We start from the raw sequence: 17,498 nt of genomic DNA, 5'->3' as shown, positions 1-17,498 counted from the left end.
ACATCAAGAGCCATTAGCTCAGTTGGTAGAGCATCTGACTTTTAATCAGAGGGTCGAAGGTTCGAGTCCTTCATGGCTCACCACTTTTTATGGCCCGTTGGTCAAGCGGTTAAGACACCGCCCTTTCACGGCGGTAACACGGGTTCGAATCCCGTACGGGTCATTGATTTACTTTAGCGTTATTGCTAACTCCTTATTTGTCCTCGGAGGGCCGCCACGATACGGTTCTCCGGACAAATTACTGTAAGGTCCGGTAGTTCAGTTGGTTAGAATGCCTGCCTGTCACGCAGGAGGTCGCGGGTTCGAGTCCCGTCCGGACCGCCATTTTACTTTACTTTATAGTATAGAAAAGAAACATCTGGCTCGGTAGCTCAGTTGGTAGAGCAACGGACTGAAAATCCGTGTGTCGGCGGTTCGATTCCGTCCCGAGCCACTTACCCAAACGCATCTGCAATAGTAGGTGCGTTTTTTCTTTGTTATAAAAAAGGGAGAGCCGGCTTTTCAGCCGGCCCAGAAGAAGACGTCAAACACTAGACGGCGTTTTTTTTCGTGAGGTTTCAAAAAAATATTATTTTTTAAAAGAAAATAAAAAACATGACAAAAGGATGGCAGTTCAATACGTTTTTGCGCTGTTCTCTTTAATTTTTTTATCTTTTGACCTGAAACCGTTATAATAGACGGGGAACGTTTTTCATGATCCGAATTGTGATCATCATGAAACATCAATAGATGAAATGAAGTCATTCTGGCAGGAGGAAAATCAAGATGATGGATAAGAAAATCCTTGTAGTCGATGATGAAAAACCGATTGCAGATATATTAGAGTTTAATTTAAGAAAAGAAGGCTATGACGTGCATTGTGCGTACGACGGAAACGAAGCCGTGGAAATGGTGGAGGAGCTTCAGCCTGATTTAATTCTTTTAGATATTATGCTTCCGAATAAAGACGGAGTTGAAGTGTGCCGGGAAGTCCGGAAAAAATATGATATGCCGATTATTATGCTGACGGCAAAAGACTCGGAGATTGACAAGGTCATCGGGCTTGAAATCGGAGCGGATGACTATGTCACGAAGCCTTTCAGCACGCGTGAGCTTCTGGCCCGCGTCAAAGCGAACCTGCGCCGCCAGCTTACAGTTGCGCCGGCTGAGGAAGAATCAGCTTCTAATGACATTCATATCGGTTCTCTCGTCATCTTCCCTGACGCTTATGTCGTATCAAAAAGAGAAGAAACGATCGAGCTGACTCATCGTGAGTTTGAATTGCTTCATTACTTAGCCAAACATATCGGACAGGTTATGACGCGTGAGCATCTGCTGCAGACTGTGTGGGGCTATGACTATTTCGGTGACGTGAGAACGGTGGATGTAACAGTGCGCCGTCTCCGTGAGAAAATCGAGGATAATCCGAGCCATCCGAACTGGATCGTCACAAGACGGGGTGTCGGTTATTACTTGAGAAATCCTGAACAGGACTAACCGGCGATGAATAAGGTTGGTTTTTTTCGGTCGATTCAGTTTAAGATCACGCTGATCTATGTGCTTCTCATTATCATCGCCATGCAGATTATCGGCGTGTACTTTGTGAAACAGGTGGAGAATTCTCTTCTCAAGTCCTATGAATTATCGTTAAATCAGCGGATTGACAATCTATCCTATTATATTGAGCAGGAATATAAAGGAGATAATGACAGCACCGTCATTAAAGATGACGTCAAACGGATTTTGAATGATTTTACGAAAAACAATGAAATACGGGAGATTACATTTGTTGATAAAAGCTATGAGGTCGTCGGTTCTTCGAGGCCTTATGGCGAGGAAATAGCGGGGAAACAGACGACTGACCCGATTTTTAAACGGATTTTCTCAACAAAACAGGCCTATTCAAAAAAATATTATGATCCTAAAAGCAAAAACAGAGTGCTGATTTCAGCAAAACCTGTCGTCACAGAGAATCAGGAAGTTGTCGGCGCGATTTATGTCGTGGCCAGTATGGAAGATACCTTTAACCAGATGAAAACCGTCAACTCGATTCTTGCTTCAGGAACAGGCTTAGCCCTTGTTCTGACGGCCCTTCTCGGTATATTTCTCGCCCGCACCATCACCCATCCGCTGTCGGATATGCGGAAGCAGGCGATGGAACTGGCAAAAGGGAATTTCTCCAGAAAGGTGCGGAAATACGGGCATGATGAAATCGGTCAGCTCGCAACGACGTTCAACCATCTGACGAGAGAGCTTGAAGATGCCCAAGCCATGACGGAAGGGGAGAGAAGAAAGCTTTCTTCCGTTATCGCGTATATGACGGACGGTGTCATCGCTACGAATCGCAATGGAGCTATTATTCTTTTAAACAGCCCTGCGCTTGAGCTGCTGAATGTTTCACGTGAAACGGCTTTAGAGATGCCGATTACGTCTTTATTGGGCATAAAAGAGAACTTTACATTTGAGGATTTAGTAGAACAGCAGGATTCAATGCTGCTGGAGATCGAACGTGACGATGAAACGACTGTACTGCGGGTGAATTTTTCCGTTATTCAGAGAGAGCACGGAAAAATCGACGGTTTAATCGCGGTTCTTTATGATGTCACCGAACAGGAAAAACTCGATCGGGAACGCAGAGAGTTCGTTGCCAACGTGTCTCATGAGCTGCGGACACCGCTGACGACCATGCGAAGCTATTTAGAGGCGCTTGCAGAGGGCGCGTGGGAAAACAAAGATATCGCTCCGCGTTTCTTAATGGTGACCCAAAATGAGACTGAGCGCATGATCAGATTGGTGAACGACCTGCTTCAGCTTTCTAAATTCGACAGCAAAGATTATCAGTTTAATCGGGAGTGGATTCATATGATCCGCTTTATGTCACTGATTATCGATCGTTTCGAAATGACGAAAGAACAGCATGTTGAATTTATCCGCGAGCTTCCGGACAGAAATCTGTACGTGGAGATTGATCAGGATAAAGTGACGCAGGTTCTCGATAATATCATTTCTAACGCACTGAAATACTCACCGGAAGGCGGGCATGTCACTTTCTCAGTCGATGTGAACGAGAAAGAAGAGCTGCTTTATATCAGCGTAAAAGATGAAGGTATCGGCATTCCGAAAAAAGATGTGGAAAAAGTCTTTGACCGTTTCTACAGAGTGGATAAAGCGCGCACGAGAAAACTCGGCGGCACCGGGCTCGGCCTTGCGATTGCAAAAGAGATGGTTCAGGCGCACGGCGGAGACATTTGGGCCGACAGTGTAGAAGGCAAAGGAACGAAGATTACATTTACTCTTCCATATAAAGAAGAGCAAGAGGATGATTGGGATGAGGCGTGAAAATATAAAAACAGTCATACTGTCAGTGCTGGTCGTCATTAGTCTTGTTTTAACATGGGGAATTTGGACATTCCAGCCCAATTTTTCAGAAGGCACGGCCTCAACCAAATCGACTGTCCGGGAAAAGCATAAAATTGATAAAACGAGCCAAAAAGTGTCGCAAACGGTAAAACCCCGGGATATGTTTATTCATACAAACGGCTCTCATTATAAAGTGGATGATGAGACGCTCTTTAATGACCTGTGGGCGGATTTGCCGCAATGGGAAGTAAAAGGGATGAAGGATATTTCCGATCAATACGACAAGCTCGGTTTTAAAAATTGGCTTTACGGCAGAAACGGCAATTCGGCAAAGCTCGATCTGCAATTCAATGACACCATTCCGATTGATTTCTTCCAATCGATGTTTAAATGGTCAAATCCGTCAATGGAATACAGCTCATTTGACCATATTGTTATTCCGTTTAATGAGAATAAGACGAATAAGAAGATTTACATGGTCTCATACAGCAAGCAGCTGATTTTGGAAGTGACTGTGGAATCGGCGAATTACCGCAATCTGATGAATGAGCTGTACAGCAAAAAGTCGAGTATGCCGTTATACCACCTCTATTCGGTCGGAAAAAGCAAAGAATTTCTCATGCCGAATGCGCGGTTTAATATGAAGGAAAAAGAATTTATCACTGAAACCATTAAGACGAACCTGTTTAAGCAGACGCTTTTTAATGATCCGAGCACGGTCAGAGAGGACCCGAATTACAATCGGAATGTGCTGACTGACGGAATCAGCCGTCTGGAAATCAATTCGACACAGCGGCAGATTCAATTCCAGCATCGGAACCTGGCACAAAGCGCTTCTTACCAAACGGGTGAGCTGATTAAGAAAAGCTATAAATATTTAGAGGATACGGGAAGCTGGACGGATCATTATCAATTTTTCAATGTGAGTGATAACCAGCAGCTGAGTTTCTACATGTTTAAAGACCAAATGCCTGTGATCAACAGCACGTCTAAGCCTTTCGGATCCGGACCTGTTTTGACCCTGCAATGGGCCAATGACGAGGTTCTCAGCTACAAGCGGCCGAACTATGTTCTCGGGCCGAATCCGATTAAAACAAAAGACGTAAAAATGATGAACGGCAATGAGGTTGTGTCTCTGCTGGAGCAGCAGGATAAATACGACGTGAACAAAATCGACCAGATCTTCCTGTCCTATCAAATGGTCTCTTCGTCAACGAATGATCTTGTTGAGCTGGAACCCGTCTGGAGTATGAAAATCAACGGGAAGATCGTCCCGATTACGAAAGATCTGCTGGGGAAGGAGGAGGACGATAATGGAGTGGAATAAGACAAAAACGATCTTCATCATTGCCTTCCTCATCCTCGATATTTTTCTCGGCTATCAGTTTTTTGAAAAACGCTCGAGCAGTGAATACGAAGTGATTAAAAATTCAAACGTGGAAAAAGACATGGAGATGGACCATATCACATTCGGCAACCTGTCTTCTGATTCCGCGACGGGCTACCGGCTGACGGCGGGCCAAAAGGTATTTACCGCTGAAGATATTGATGCTTTGAAGGATCAAAAGCCGTTAATGGAGATGCCGGCGGATGATCATAAGGTCACAACGCTGAAAATGAAATTTACCGATCCGGTCGGTTTATCGAAGCAAAAACCGCAGGAGGATGCGGAATCGCTCGTCAGCTCTAAAGTAACCGGCGGTGAAAAATATAAACTGTGGAAAGTCGACAAGGATCAAAAACAGATCATTTTTTACCAGACGTATGACGGACAGTTTATTTATCAGGATTTTGACTCGTCCACGGATGCGATCGGACAGGTGATTCTGCATCTGAACGATAAAAACCAGGTCGTATCTTACGAGCAGACCATGCTGGAGTCATTCAAGCGAATCCAGACGGAGAGCCTGATTCCTGAGCTTGATGCGGTCGAATTATTGTATTCTCAAAATTACTTAAAAGCGAATTGCGCCGTTAAAAGCGTCAAGTTCGGCTATATTGCCCAATACCCGCTGACAAGTACGCAGGTGCTGGCGCCGGTATGGAGAATTACAATTGAAGATAAGTCAAAAGGGACGAAGAAAAAGACACAGCAAACGTACACTGTGAATGCATTGGAAAGCACAGTCATTGATAACAATCAAAATAAATAATGGAGTGAGACACAATGGGCTTGCAATTTAGCGTGCTTGCGAGCGGGAGTACCGGAAACGCGTTTTATCTGGAGACAGAGGAGCACTCTTTTCTGGTGGATGCCGGCCTGAGCGGTAAAGCGATGGACGGGCTGATGGAGAGAATCGGCCGTAAGATAGACGACGTCGACGGCATCTTTGTCACTCACGAGCACAGCGACCATATTAAAGGGCTCGGCGTCATTGCGAGAAAGTACGGTCTACCCGTCTACGCCAATGAAAAGACGTGGAAAGCGATGGAGAATCAGATCGGCAAGCTGGATACCGGACAAAAGTTTTTGTTCCCGATGGAAAGCGTGAAATCTTTCGGCGGGCTTGATGTTGAGTCATTCGGCGTCTCTCATGACGCGGCCGAGCCGATGTTTTACGTTTTCCACTACCAAGGCAGAAAGCTCGCGCTGGTGACGGACACCGGATATGTGAGCGACAGAATGAAAGGCATCATCCGTTCGGCCAATGTGTTTGTGTTTGAAAGCAACCATGACGTCGGCATGCTGCAAATGGGCAGATACCCTTGGAGCATTAAGCGGCGGATTTTAAGCGATGTCGGCCACGTCTCGAATGAAGATGCGGCGCTCGCCATGACTGATGTCATCGGCGACGGCACATCGCGCATCTATTTGGCGCATCTGAGCCAAGACAACAATATGAAGGAACTGGCGAGAATGTCCGTGCAGCAGACATTGGCTGCGAAAGGATTTGTCGCCGGGGAAACGTTTCAGTTATTTGATACCGATCCGAAAATTCCGACGCCGCTGTGCGCCGTGTAATTTTTCCAAATGAATCATGATTATTAATCCGCGATCTGACCCACACTATAAGCAAATCGAGTACTCTTGAAAGGATTTGAGATAGGGTGGATTATAATCGCGATGATGAACAGTACGCCTCCGAACAGCCCCGCCGAAGCAAGAGAGGATACTTTCTATCAAGTCTGATCGGCGTCATCGTCGGGGCCGCGCTCATGGCTATCCTGCTGCCGTACTGGACAGGCGGAGACCATGGAGACAGCAGCAAAAGCACCAGCCGGCGTCTCGGCAGCGAACAGGTGAAAACAGTCAACGTAAATGTCAATGACGCTGTCACGAATATGGTCAGCCGTGTATCGGATTCGGTAGTCGGCGTTCTCAATATCCAAAAGACCGATATTTGGGGAGAGGGCGGCGAAGCGGGAAGCGGGTCGGGCGTCATTTATAAAAAGAACGGAAACACTTCTTATATCGTAACCAATCATCATGTCATTGAAGGTGCGACTGAGATTGAGATCAGCCTGAAGGATGGCTCGCGCGTGCCTGCTGAGCTGATCGGGAGCGACCGTCTGATGGATCTCGCGGTACTGAAGGTGAAGTCTGATAAAATCAAATCGGCCGCCCAGTTCGGCAATTCTGATCAAGTCAAAGTCGGAGAACCGGTCATTGCGATCGGAAATCCGCTCGGACTTGAATTTGCGGGTTCAGTGACACAGGGGATCATTTCAGGCACGGAAAGAGCGGTGCCCGTTGACTCAAACGGCGACGGACATCCGGATTGGAATGCGGAAGTGCTGCAGACCGACGCCGCGATTAATCCCGGCAACAGCGGCGGCGCTTTGATGAATATATCGGGCAAGGTGGTCGGCATCAACTCAATGAAGATCGCTGAATCCGCCGTTGAAGGAATCGGCCTGTCCATTCCGTCAAAGCTTGTCATTCCCGTTATTCAGGATTTAGAAAAATACGGAGAAGTCCGACGGCCTTTCCTCGGTATTGAGATGAAATCCTTAACGGATATTGCGAGCTACCATTGGAGCCAGACGCTGAAACTCCCGAAAGGCGTTAAAACCGGAGCGGTCATTATGGGTGTCGACGCGTTTTCACCGGCCGGAAAAGCGGGTTTGAAAAAGCTCGACGTGATCACCGGGTTCGACGGACATAAGGTCAATGACGTTGTGGATCTCCGCGAGCGCCTGTATCGCAAAAAGATCGGCGACCGTGTGAACATCACGTTCTACCGTTCGGGAAAGAAAAAAACAGCGGAAGTCAAACTGACAGAAGCGGATCGATTACAGAAATAAAAAAGCAGCCCGGACATCCGGGCTGTTTTTTATTGATTTATTTGTTAATATTATACTATTGTGAAGCGGGGAGGTGAAACACATGAAAACGGCTGATGTGATCATCGTATTGAATGAAATCGAGGGTGAATGTGAAGGAAGAATTATTTTAGAATGCAGAATTTAAGAAAATGAAACACGTCATATCAAACGTCCTTTTTCGGGGGCGCTTTTTTTATGCCTTTTTTCAGAAGCCATAAAAAAGAACTGAACGCGGGTCTCAACACGTTCAGTTAAAAATGGGTATGTTTAGAAAAAGGCAGACATGACCTTAGAACTTTGTGATTGAAACAGACTGGTGCTGAATTGAAGCGGCAGCTTATTGATTATGATTTGCAGATGGCTCCGTTTTCAGCGTTTACTTTCACCAATTCAGCTTAGCTTCCGTTTTGTTTCTGATAAAAGCGAATAATAGAAGGGGAAGCGAAAAAAATAAACACAGGCTGATACATCTAAGGAGAGACTGCATCATGAATAAGTTGAAAGGCATCAAGCTGCTGAGTGCAGACGGCGAGTCTGCACTCATTGATTCTTTAACGATGGGGCTTCATCACGGAACGGTCCTCGGGGAAGACAATATCGTCGAGGCATACATCCGTTCTTTGCGCGAAAAGCTGAAGGACAAAGAGCACAAGGTGATTCGCACGGTTCGGGGCGCCGGGTACAGGGTGAACCTGGCATGAAACGGCTTTACAGAACCCTGCGGTTCCAGCTCCTGTTCAGGTCACTGGCGATGTTGACCTTGCTGTTATGTTTCATCGGCGGCACACAGTACATGTTGATGAAACGGACGATGTATGAAAATCAGGCGATCAGCATTCAGAGTGATATCAATTCAATGGATCAAAGCGTATGGAGGTCAATCAAAACCCTTGCCCGTTCCGAAACACCGGCTCATCCGAAGGTGATTTACCCCGGGGTGACGGTTGCTTTTATCAATCAATCATACAAGATGTCAGTTTTATCAGAAGACCCGCACGCGGGGGCCGCTCCTTCTTTTCCGAAAAACGTGTATCGGGATGCGCTGACAGATACAATGGCGCTTCACTATCAGGTGGCTCACAATAAGGCGGGTGAGGAAATCATCGTCGTGTTTCAGGCGATTTCCGTTGACGGAAGGCAGGCGGGAGTTGTGCAAATGAGCACGCTGACACAGCCTCTGAATGATTCGCTTTTCCGCCAGATCAGCATTTTCGCGATGCTTTCCTTTGCGGCTTTGGTCATCGGACTGTTTGTTTTTTTGCCGGTGATCCGGCTCACACTCAAGCCGCTGTCCCGCATTGTGCATATGATGGGTGACATTCATGCCGGCAGTCTCGATAAACGGCTGCCGATTGATAGGAAGCAGGCCGAAATTGAGTCATTGGGCATCTCCATCAATCAGATGCTGGAACGGATTGAAACCGCGTTTCAGGCGGAAAAAGAAGCGAAGGCGCGCATCCGGCGGTTTGTATCAGACGCATCACATGAGCTGAGAACGCCGCTTACCTCCATTCACGGCTTTATCGAAATTTTAATGCGCGGAGCGGCGGAAAAGCCGGAGCAGAAAGAAAAAGCGCTTCAAAGCATGTACGCGGAATCCGTCAGGGCGAATAAACTGATAAAGGATCTTTTGTTTCTCGCGAAGATTGACCGGGAGCCGAGCTTTGAAATGAAAAAAGGGGCATTGGGAGACGTCATTTTGGAAATGGAGGCTGAGCTGAAGCTGCTCGCGAGAAACCGGAAACTCGAGTTCTTTGTCGATCAAAAGATAGAAGCTGTTTTTGACAAAGACAAAATGAAGCAGGCCATTCTCAATCTCTTTTACAATGCGGTGCAGCATACGGATGAAGACATGGGTGTCATCACCGTCTCCCTGCAGAAAGACGGAGGAATCATGCTGATGATTGCGGATAACGGAACGGGAATCGCTCCGGAGCATGTGCCTCATGTGTTTGACCGGTTTTACAGGGCGGAAACCTCCCGATCCCGTCGATCCGGCGGCGCGGGGCTGGGTCTTGCCATTACAAAAACCATTATCGACAGCCATAACGGAACAATTGAAGTGAAAAGTGAGCAGGGAAAAGGCTCCGTGTTCATCATCCGGCTGCCGGGATAAACCGGGATGCCGGAAGAAATATCACAATTTATATATAAATTCTAAATTTTCAAAAAATAACTTGTCCTTTTCCAATATTGATGTTAATATCTAGATATTGGCAAAGGGGGTGTGTACTGATGAAGATTGAAGAACTTGATCTTGATACAGAAACAGCAAGCTTGGTGCAGCGTTGCTAGTAAAGCCGTGACTCCCCTCATTGGGGAGTTATTATCTTTCAGGGGGTATGTCATGATGTCAACGGACTGTAAGCGCTGGAAGTTTAAAGACAGCGTGCAGGTGCTGACCTACACGGCGCATATTATCATTCAATATCGAAAGGCGATTAAGCTTGGGCATACGAGTGAGATAAAAGAGGCGGTTGAACGGCTGATCACCGGCTGTGAAAAACAAGAGCTTTCTGATCTTCTGGGAGAGGAAGCGGGAAACCGGTTTTTCGATGCGTTAATGAAATTGGATGCTTTAATAGAGCCATGGCAAAACGGCCGTGAAGGCTGCATCACTGAAAAGCAGCTGTACCATTTTGAGAAATACAACCAAAACCCCAATCTGATCCAAAACAGGTTAGACGGCAGCAGGGCAGCGATCGTGGGTCTGGGGGGCGTCGGAACGATCATTCTTCAAAACCTTTTGGCGGCGGGCATCCAGCATTTTATTCTCATTGATTTCGATGCCGTATCAGTACATAACCTGAACAGACAATTCGTCTATAATAAATCTTCTGTAGGCAAATTAAAGATCTCAGAATGCAGAGATTATATTGCGGGTATCAATCCCCATGCGGACGCAGCACTTTACCATCAGGAAATGACACAGCCGCAGGACCTGCGTGTGTTAGATCCGTACGAAATTGATATCGTCATAAATGCCGCTGACAAACCCCATAACATTTCTGAATGGGTTTATCAGTATTGTAAGCAGCGGAATATCGCGTTTATGACCGGGGGTGTCGGCAGCTTCAGCGGCCAATGGGGGCCTCTGCTCACGCCTGAATCCTATCAATCCGGCGTCACCTATGAAAAAAGCATGCCAGCCGGACTTCTGAACTGTTACCCCGATGAACCGATCAAAGGTTCTTTAGGAGCGACAAACGGTATTATATCCTCGTTTATGTCTCATGACATTATCACATACCTTGCAGGCGGAAGCCCGAAATCCCTGAATACCCGCATCGGCTTGGACTTTGACGGCCTTCATATTACAGAAACGAAGCTATCTCAAAAGGAAAGCGCTTTATGAAGACGATGCATCGTACGGCGAGAAAACCGGGCGACCCTCTGAAAATAGAAATCGACACAAGCCCGATACGCTTGAACCCATTAGATACGCAGGATTACACAAGCAAGATGATTTGCAGCATTATGTATGAAAGTCTGCAGGACGGCTATAACTGCCGAATCATCCGCAAAGATCGCCGCACCTGTCAGGTGGACATTCACCCAGACTATTTAGGTGACGCCGAGGGTGTGGTTCAAACGATCATCTATCATCTGACGAAAGAAAACCAAAGTCCCCATCTCGGCAGTTTCCTGAACATAAAACAGGCCGTTCCGTATGTAAAAGGCCTCGTCTCTTCCGATCAGCTCGGGGTGAACGTAACGGGTGAAAAACGATTTGAAGTCACCTTGGACGAGCCGTCTGATGAAATAGAAGCCGTTTTGCAGAGCAGCTTTCTGATTCCGGCGACCGCCGGGGGCGATGTGCCGGAAAACGGCCCGTACCGATTCAAGCGAACGTTTGAGAAGGGGCTGGAATTTGAGCGGAATCCGCAATATAAAATGACGCCCGCGGATCACCGCACGGTTCAGACCATCCAATTTATTTTGAATGATGATCTGGAAAAAAGCATCGGGCTGTACGAAGCGAATCAAACGGACGTGACCTGCCACACCCAGTTTCATCATTCAAACATGAGGTATCGGCAGTATGCTGATTTTAAAGAAAATCATTTGCCGATGTTATTTACCTTCAAGGTAAAGGACGGCATGCTGAGAACTTTCATTCAGCATTATTTTGATAAACAAAAGCTGGCCGGGGATTTGGGGCATATCATCACACCGACTGATTCACTGATCGGTATATGGGAAAGCGGGAGGACACCGCAGAAAGATCCGCCCCTTTTGACAAAAGAAGAGCCGATCCGAATCGTTTATGCCGATTATTATCCCAACGGAGAGATCATTGAAAGGCTGGCTGAATTGTTTCGGCGGGCCGGAGCGGACGTATCCGTCTCCAGCGTCAGTCAATTCAATGATTATTACCATATGGATAAAAGCGGGTTTGATATTGAGCTCCATTTGTTCCTGCCGGCTTACATGCATGAGCTGAGCTATATCAAATATTTCATCCGCGACATCAGCGATCCGGGGAAGAAAAAAACGATCATTGATGCCGCAGGATCTGAAAAAAAGAAGGAACTTTTTGGGTTATTCGAGAATACAACTCATTATTGCCCAATTTGTTTTGGGAAAAGTCTGTATCTGCAAGATCCATGTATAGAGGGTTTTAGTGTAAAGACTGACGGGCTCCTTTCTGTTCATGATGTTAAATGCAGATAGCTGGAAAGGGGTATTCATTTGCGGAATCGAAATTTGCTTTACTTCTCCGGTTTTTTCGGAAACTTCTTTTTCGAACGGGGAATTTGGATTTTATATTTAACAAGCATGAATTATTCATTGTTTCTTGTGGGCATCCTGCAATCGGTCCTGAATTTGGCGATGTTTCTGGCGGAAGTGCCGAGCGGCGTCATCTCGGACAGAATCGGGAGAAAAAAATCGCTCTTGCTCGGCCATTTTATGGTCATTGTCTATTTGGTGATGTTCCTGAGCTTCCATAACTTCATTGCTCTCTTCATCGCCCATATTATATACGGTATCGGGCTGACGTTTATATCAGGAACGGATCACGCCTTTTTGTTTGATTCACTGAAAGAACAAGGGAAAGAAAAGTGGTACGGCAAATCCATCGGAAACTATAACGGACTTGTCATACTCGGTCTTGCGATCGCCATGGGCATCGGCGGCTACTTGCAGGAAATATCATGGTCGTATGTGTTTATCGCCGGGATTGTGACTCAGCTGATTGCGATGGCGGTCATTACACAGCTGACGGAAATCAAATTTGAAAACAGTGAACACGAAACGCAGACGGTCGGGGACATCTTAAAAGAAGTCAAAGATTTCTTCAGACTGAACAAAGCCTTTAAATATCTGGTGCTGTCACTGTCTGTTTTCTTTGCGATTACATCGGTTTTTTATATGTACGGACAAGATTTGTTAAGTCAGGAAGGGCTGTCCGTGCGCAATATATCCATTATTTTTGCGGGACTGTCCATCTTGCAGGCGCTGTGCTCCATCTTTTCTTCAAAGCCGGCGGAAAAATTCACGCCGAGGCGCGTGCTTCTGCTGACATTCTGCATCATCGGGGCGGCCTATCTGTTTATACCTTCGGGCAGCCTGTACGTGACGATTGCAGCTTTTGTCGTCATCAACGCGCTCTATGATGTGATAGAACCCGTATCCAGTCAGGTGGTGAATAATGAGATTCCGTCCAGAACGAGAGCCACGCTGCTGTCCATTATCAGTTTGATGACCTCGCTCTTCATGTTCATTGCCTTTCCGTTTATCGGATTCTTAACGGACTATTTTGATTCAGCTTTGCTGCTGACCGCAATCGGGGTATTATCCATCTTATTGTCGCTGTTTATGATGCTCAGCTTTTACAAACTGAAAGCGAGCGTCGCCATCCAGAATAAAGTCGAGCTTTGAACCAGAATGACAAAGGGATGATGTGAATTGCTGAATATTCATAATCTTACGGTAAATTTAGCGGGAGATACCATTTTCAAACAAGTTTCTTTCTTCATCAATGAAGGCGAAAAAGTGCTTGTGGCCGGGCCGAACGGTTCCGGCAAAAGCACGCTGTTCAGGGTGCTTTCCGGGGAGCTTGAGGCGGATGAAGGAACGATTGCGATCAACAAAGGGGCGAAGGTCGGTTTGCTGAAGCAGATCGCTGATCCCCATGAGGATCTGACATTGTATCAATATCTGGAAAAATCGTTTGAAGCTCTCGCGGCGATCCAGAAGGAAATGAAGGCCATTGAGCTGAAGCTTTCGGAACCGATGAGTGATGACGAGCTGACTGCTTTATTGGAAAAGTACAGTCAATACACGGAAACATTTGAGCGGAACAACGGCTACCAGATGCATGCGATGATTGACGAGGTATGCAACGGGCTCAGCCTCAGCGAATTAAAGGATCAGCCGTTTTCAAAGCTGAGCGGCGGCGAAAAAACAAAAGCCGGCCTTGCCGAAATTTTAATCCGCAACGACGACATTATACTGCTGGACGAGCCGACCAACCATTTGGATGTCCATGCGATTGAGTGGCTTGAAGGGTTTATAAAAAAATCGAACAAAACCATTCTGTTTACGACCCACGATAAAACGTTTGCCGACCAGACGGCGATGAAGGTGCTCGAGATTGACGATACCGAGGTGAAGATTTGGCCTTACGGTTTCAGCGAATACCTGAAAAAGCGGGAAGAATTCATCATCGCCCAGTTTGAGAAATATGAAGAACAGCAGAGAAAAATACAGAAGATGAAGGAATCCATCGCCCAGCTGAGAGATTGGGCCAACCGCTCGAATCCGCCGTCTGTCAGCCTGCACAGACGCGCGAATAATATGGAAAAGGCGCTGAAAAGGATCGAGCTGATCAATAAGCCGGTCCGGACGGAGCAAAAATTAAAAAACGCATTTCAGGAAGCGGGCGCCGGTTCAAAAGATATTGTGTTCATTGAAAACGGAAAGGTGGCCAACGGATCTTCCCTTTTATATCAAAATGTGAATCTGCGAATAAAGCATAAAGACAGAATCGGCGTCGTCGGCAGAAACGGCGTCGGCAAAACAACGCTGATCCGCTGTATCATCGGGGAAAGAGAACTGTCGGACGGCACCATTAAAGTGGGGGAAAATCTTAAGATAGGCTACATTGATCAAAAGAGCCAAGTCGGAGATTCGAGTCAGACGATTCTGCAATTCTTTAAAGAAAATCTGCTGACTGAAGAGGGCATGGCCCGGAATATGCTGGCCAAGTACGGATTTTACGGGTCGTCGGTCTTTAAAAAACTTTCCGTCCTGTCGGGCGGTGAGAGAATCAGGCTGAAGCTGTCCATCTTAATGGAAAAAAAGCTGAATGTTTTGATCCTGGATGAGCCGACCAACCACTTGGACATTGAATCTCAGGAAATTCTCGAAAACAGCCTGATGCAGTTTCAAGGCACCATTATCTGCGTTTCTCACGACAGAAACCTGCTGGAGAAGTTCAACAAGATTTTCTGGCTTGAGAATCAAAACGTCACCATCTTTTCAGGTCCATACAGTTACGCCAAACAAAAAAAACGGCAGATTGCCGAATAAAAGGGGAATGGATATGACCATTGACAGACTGACAATCAATGAGTTATCGTACGATCTTTTTGTAAGCGAGTATGCTGATAAGAAACCTTTTATTTTGACGGGGGCAATGGATCACTGGGAATGCAGGCCGTGGACGCTTGAATACATTGACGAACACTATGGAGACAGAATGGTCACCATCCGGAAATCAGATATCGAAGGGGTCAAAACGTTTAAACAAGTAAAGCTTTCCAACTATATCGAGTACATTGATCAGAATGATGACAAATGGTACTGTGACTGGAATTTTACGCAGCTGAACCAAAATGACTTAGACCTTGTCTATTCCGCACCCGAGTATTTTACAAAAGACACATTGAGAGCGGATGAAGAAACGGGACGGGACTGGAAATGGTTCTTTCTCGGTTCTAAGCAGACAGGCACGCCGCTGCATCAGGATTTTAACAGCACGCACGCGTGGAACGGCGTCATTTTCGGGGAGAAGGAATGGATCTTCTATCATCCGGACGACTCTCCGTATTTATACGAAGGAAATATCAATGTCTTTGATGAAAAAGACATTGAGCAAAAACCGCTGGTGCAAAAGGCGTCTCCGATCCGCTTCAGACAAAAGGCGGGAGAAATCATTTACGCGCCGCGCCATTGGTGGCATCAAGTCGAGAATACGGAACATACATTGGCAGTGAGTGAGAACTTTTGGTTTACCGGAGAGCGGCTTGCCAATCAGATATAACCTGACGAAAGGCTGAGGAGCATCTCAGCCTTTTTTTGTATGGATTCATTTCATCCGGTCCAGACCGAATTTTTTCAGGCGGTATTGCAGGCTCTGTCTGCTGATTCCGAGCTCGTTTGCCGTTTTGGATATGTTATTGCCGTGTTTTCTCAGGGTTTTTTCGATCATGTATTTTTCGAAGTTTTCCATTTTTTCTTTTAAATCGGTGCCGGGCTGGGTGGTTGCGGCGGCTTTGCTTTCCGTGTCAGCGGGTTTGATTTTCATCCGGTATTGGTAAGGCAGGTGGGCCGCCGTAATCGTCGTTTCATCCGTCATAAAGTTCATGGCGCCTTCAATCATATGTTCAAGCTCGCGGATGTTGCCCGGCCAGTCATACTCCAGGAAAAATTGCTGCACATCGTCACTGATCGAATCGACATGCATTTGGAACAGGTGGTTGTTTTTCTGGATAAACACTTCGGCCAGAGGCAGAATATCCTCCTTGCGCTCTCGGAGCGGGGGAATGATCAGCGTGACAACGCTTAAGCGGTAGTATAAATCTTTGCGCAGCCGCTCTTCTGAAATGGCGGTGATCGGGTCTTCATTCATCGTGGCGATGATACGGACGTCAATCGGTTTGTCCTGAGCTGATCCGATGCGCCTGATTTTCTTTTCCTGAAGGGCGCGGAGCAGTTTTGCCTGCAGGCTGAGATTGAGAGAGTTGATCTCATCGAGGAGCAGGGTGCCTCCCTGCGCCTGCTCAAATAAACCGGGCTGGTCGATGGCTCCGGTAAAGGCGCCTTTTTTCGTGCCGAATAAAATACTTTCGACCAGACTGTCCGGCAGGGCGGCGCAGTTTTGTGAGATGAACGGGGCCCCTGAGCGCTGGCTGCCGTTGTGAATGCTTTGGGCGAACAGTTCCTTGCCTGTTCCCGTCTCGCCGGCCAAAAGCACGGACGATGACGTACGGGTTGCCCGTTTCGCGTTTTCGATGACTTCCTGAATGACCGGGCTGTTCCCGAGAATGCTGTCAAACGTGTAGCTGTTCTGTTCTTTTCTGTGCATGTTCTCCCTGATCAGCCGTTCGAGCTTGGTGACGTCCTTGGCGATTTCCACGGCGCCCTTGATCTCGCCGTTTTGCACAATCGGGAAGGTGTGGTTGATCGTCGTGATTTCCTGGCCTTTGTTATTGAAATAGCTCTGCTTTACATTTTTAATCGTTTTGCCTTCTTGAAGGGCCTGAACGAGCGTGCTGTCCTGCTGATTGGAAAACATAAATACATCAGTCAGGTTTTTATGCAGGACGTCCCGTTCATCCATATCTTCAATCTGCATCATTTTCTTATTGTAAATGACGGTGCTGCCCTTCTCGTCCACCACATGCAGCCCGACATCAATCTCTTCCAGAATGCTTTGTAACACGAGTGTGTAAAATTCGCTGGTTGTATGCAGGTCAATTCCCCCTCTCAATCGTCTTAACATTCATTATTTTAAAATAAATCGAACAGGAAACGCAAAAAAATTTTGCGCTTGGACGATGTTTAAAAATAAATGGAAATTGAGGTAATAAAATCATTGACTTTTTTAGGGAAATGATTGATATTTAGATATATACTTAAATATCTAAATCATGTACGTATGAGAG

General features: G+C 46.6%; 14 protein-coding genes and 4 tRNA genes. 17 read left to right on the top strand and 1 reads right to left on the bottom strand.

The window, feature by feature from the left end; genetic code table 11:
• Window positions 1–7: 7 nt before the first annotated feature.
• The 17 genes from VP472_RS19700 (at window position 8) to VP472_RS19620 (ending at window position 15,874) form a co-directional block, all read left to right on the top strand.
• Window positions 8–83: transfer RNA gene (locus VP472_RS19700), tRNA-Lys, on the top strand.
• Between the two features lie 8 nt (window positions 84–91).
• Window positions 92–163 (top strand) — tRNA-Glu (locus VP472_RS19695).
• An 84-nt stretch (window positions 164–247) separates the two neighbouring features.
• Window positions 248–324, top strand: a tRNA-Asp gene (locus VP472_RS19690).
• A 36-nt stretch (window positions 325–360) separates the two neighbouring features.
• Window positions 361–433 (top strand) — tRNA-Phe (locus tag VP472_RS19685).
• A gap of 335 nt (window positions 434–768) precedes the next feature.
• A complete protein-coding gene (gene walR / locus VP472_RS19680) occupies window positions 769–1,476 on the top strand; it encodes a cell wall metabolism DNA-binding response regulator WalR (protein WP_004393104.1) in 708 nt (235 codons plus the stop codon).
• 6 nt (window positions 1,477–1,482) lie between these two features.
• Entirely contained in the window at window positions 1,483–3,318 is a 1,836-nt protein-coding gene (gene walK / locus VP472_RS19675; RefSeq protein WP_004393106.1) for a cell wall metabolism sensor histidine kinase WalK, read from the top strand.
• Window positions 3,308–4,666 carry a two-component system activity regulator YycH gene (gene yycH / locus VP472_RS19670; RefSeq protein WP_004393107.1) on the top strand — a complete coding sequence of 453 codons (1,359 nt, stop codon included), beginning with the start codon at window positions 3,308–3,310 and terminating at the stop codon, window positions 4,664–4,666. Before walK ends, yycH begins: the two co-directional genes overlap by 11 nt.
• Window positions 4,653–5,492, top strand: a complete 840-nt coding sequence (locus VP472_RS19665) for a two-component system regulatory protein YycI (protein WP_004393108.1) — start codon at window positions 4,653–4,655, stop codon at window positions 5,490–5,492. Before yycH ends, VP472_RS19665 begins: the two co-directional genes overlap by 14 nt.
• 14 nt (window positions 5,493–5,506) lie before the next feature.
• The gene (locus VP472_RS19660) at window positions 5,507–6,301 is read left to right on the top strand and encodes an MBL fold metallo-hydrolase (protein ID WP_146275945.1); all 795 of its coding nucleotides are present in this window, start codon (window positions 5,507–5,509) and stop codon (window positions 6,299–6,301) included.
• Window positions 6,302–6,387: 86 nt separating this feature from the next.
• Window positions 6,388–7,584 carry a S1C family serine protease gene (locus tag VP472_RS19655; RefSeq protein WP_146275943.1) on the top strand — a complete coding sequence of 399 codons (1,197 nt, stop codon included), beginning with the start codon at window positions 6,388–6,390 and terminating at the stop codon, window positions 7,582–7,584.
• 509 nt (window positions 7,585–8,093) lie between these two features.
• Window positions 8,094–8,306 (top strand): winged helix-turn-helix domain-containing protein, encoded by a 213-nt coding sequence (locus VP472_RS19650; protein WP_077723101.1) that lies wholly within the window; start codon window positions 8,094–8,096, stop codon window positions 8,304–8,306.
• A complete protein-coding gene (locus tag VP472_RS19645) occupies window positions 8,303–9,721 on the top strand; it encodes a sensor histidine kinase (protein ID WP_146275941.1) in 1,419 nt (472 codons plus the stop codon). Before VP472_RS19650 ends, VP472_RS19645 begins: the two co-directional genes overlap by 4 nt.
• 231 nt (window positions 9,722–9,952) lie before the next feature.
• Complete coding sequence (locus tag VP472_RS19640) at window positions 9,953–10,960, top strand: ThiF family adenylyltransferase (RefSeq protein ID WP_146275939.1); 1,008 nt, start codon at window positions 9,953–9,955, stop codon at window positions 10,958–10,960.
• The gene (locus VP472_RS19635) at window positions 10,957–12,279 is read left to right on the top strand and encodes a periplasmic substrate-binding domain-containing protein (protein WP_146275937.1); all 1,323 of its coding nucleotides are present in this window, start codon (window positions 10,957–10,959) and stop codon (window positions 12,277–12,279) included. The genes VP472_RS19640 and VP472_RS19635 overlap by 4 nt, the downstream gene beginning before the upstream one ends.
• An 18-nt stretch (window positions 12,280–12,297) precedes the next feature.
• A complete protein-coding gene (locus tag VP472_RS19630) occupies window positions 12,298–13,488 on the top strand; it encodes an MFS transporter (RefSeq protein WP_014306161.1) in 1,191 nt (396 codons plus the stop codon).
• A 27-nt stretch (window positions 13,489–13,515) separates the two neighbouring features.
• Window positions 13,516–15,141, top strand: a complete 1,626-nt coding sequence (locus VP472_RS19625) for an ABC-F family ATP-binding cassette domain-containing protein (RefSeq protein ID WP_070082649.1) — start codon at window positions 13,516–13,518, stop codon at window positions 15,139–15,141.
• A gap of 13 nt (window positions 15,142–15,154) precedes the next feature.
• Window positions 15,155–15,874, top strand: coding sequence for a cupin-like domain-containing protein (locus VP472_RS19620; protein WP_017418503.1), 720 nt, complete (start codon window positions 15,155–15,157; stop codon window positions 15,872–15,874).
• 45 nt (window positions 15,875–15,919) lie between these two features.
• Here VP472_RS19620 and VP472_RS19615 read toward each other — a convergent pair whose 3' ends face one another.
• Window positions 15,920–17,335 carry a sigma-54 interaction domain-containing protein gene (locus tag VP472_RS19615; RefSeq protein ID WP_404799123.1) on the bottom strand — a complete coding sequence of 472 codons (1,416 nt, stop codon included), beginning with the start codon at window positions 17,333–17,335 and terminating at the stop codon, window positions 15,920–15,922.
• Window positions 17,336–17,498 lie beyond the last annotated feature (163 nt).

The organism is Bacillus sp. MT(2024), assembly GCF_036362845.1.
Classification (GTDB): Bacteria; Bacillota; Bacilli; order Bacillales; family Bacillaceae; genus Bacillus; species Bacillus velezensis.
The sequence above is the reverse complement of the archived record's forward strand: the minus strand, read 5'-3'. Positions and strand labels throughout refer to the sequence as shown.

Coding starts and splice junctions, on each gene's coding strand:
- VP472_RS19660 (WP_146275945.1), top strand. CDS start 5,507: ATGGGCTTGCAATTTAGCGTGCTTGCGAGCGGGAGTACCGGAAACGCG.
- VP472_RS19645 (WP_146275941.1), top strand. CDS start 8,303: ATGAAACGGCTTTACAGAACCCTGCGGTTCCAGCTCCTGTTCAGGTCA.
- walK (WP_004393106.1), top strand. CDS start 1,483: ATGAATAAGGTTGGTTTTTTTCGGTCGATTCAGTTTAAGATCACGCTG.
- VP472_RS19650 (WP_077723101.1), top strand. CDS start 8,094: ATGAATAAGTTGAAAGGCATCAAGCTGCTGAGTGCAGACGGCGAGTCT.
- VP472_RS19635 (WP_146275937.1), top strand. CDS start 10,957: ATGAAGACGATGCATCGTACGGCGAGAAAACCGGGCGACCCTCTGAAA.
- VP472_RS19640 (WP_146275939.1), top strand. CDS start 9,953: ATGATGTCAACGGACTGTAAGCGCTGGAAGTTTAAAGACAGCGTGCAG.
- VP472_RS19615 (WP_404799123.1), bottom strand. CDS start 17,335: ATGTTAAGACGATTGAGAGGGGGAATTGACCTGCATACAACCAGCGAA.
- VP472_RS19620 (WP_017418503.1), top strand. CDS start 15,155: ATGACCATTGACAGACTGACAATCAATGAGTTATCGTACGATCTTTTT.
- yycH (WP_004393107.1), top strand. CDS start 3,308: ATGAGGCGTGAAAATATAAAAACAGTCATACTGTCAGTGCTGGTCGTC.
- walR (WP_004393104.1), top strand. CDS start 769: ATGGATAAGAAAATCCTTGTAGTCGATGATGAAAAACCGATTGCAGAT.
- VP472_RS19665 (WP_004393108.1), top strand. CDS start 4,653: ATGGAGTGGAATAAGACAAAAACGATCTTCATCATTGCCTTCCTCATC.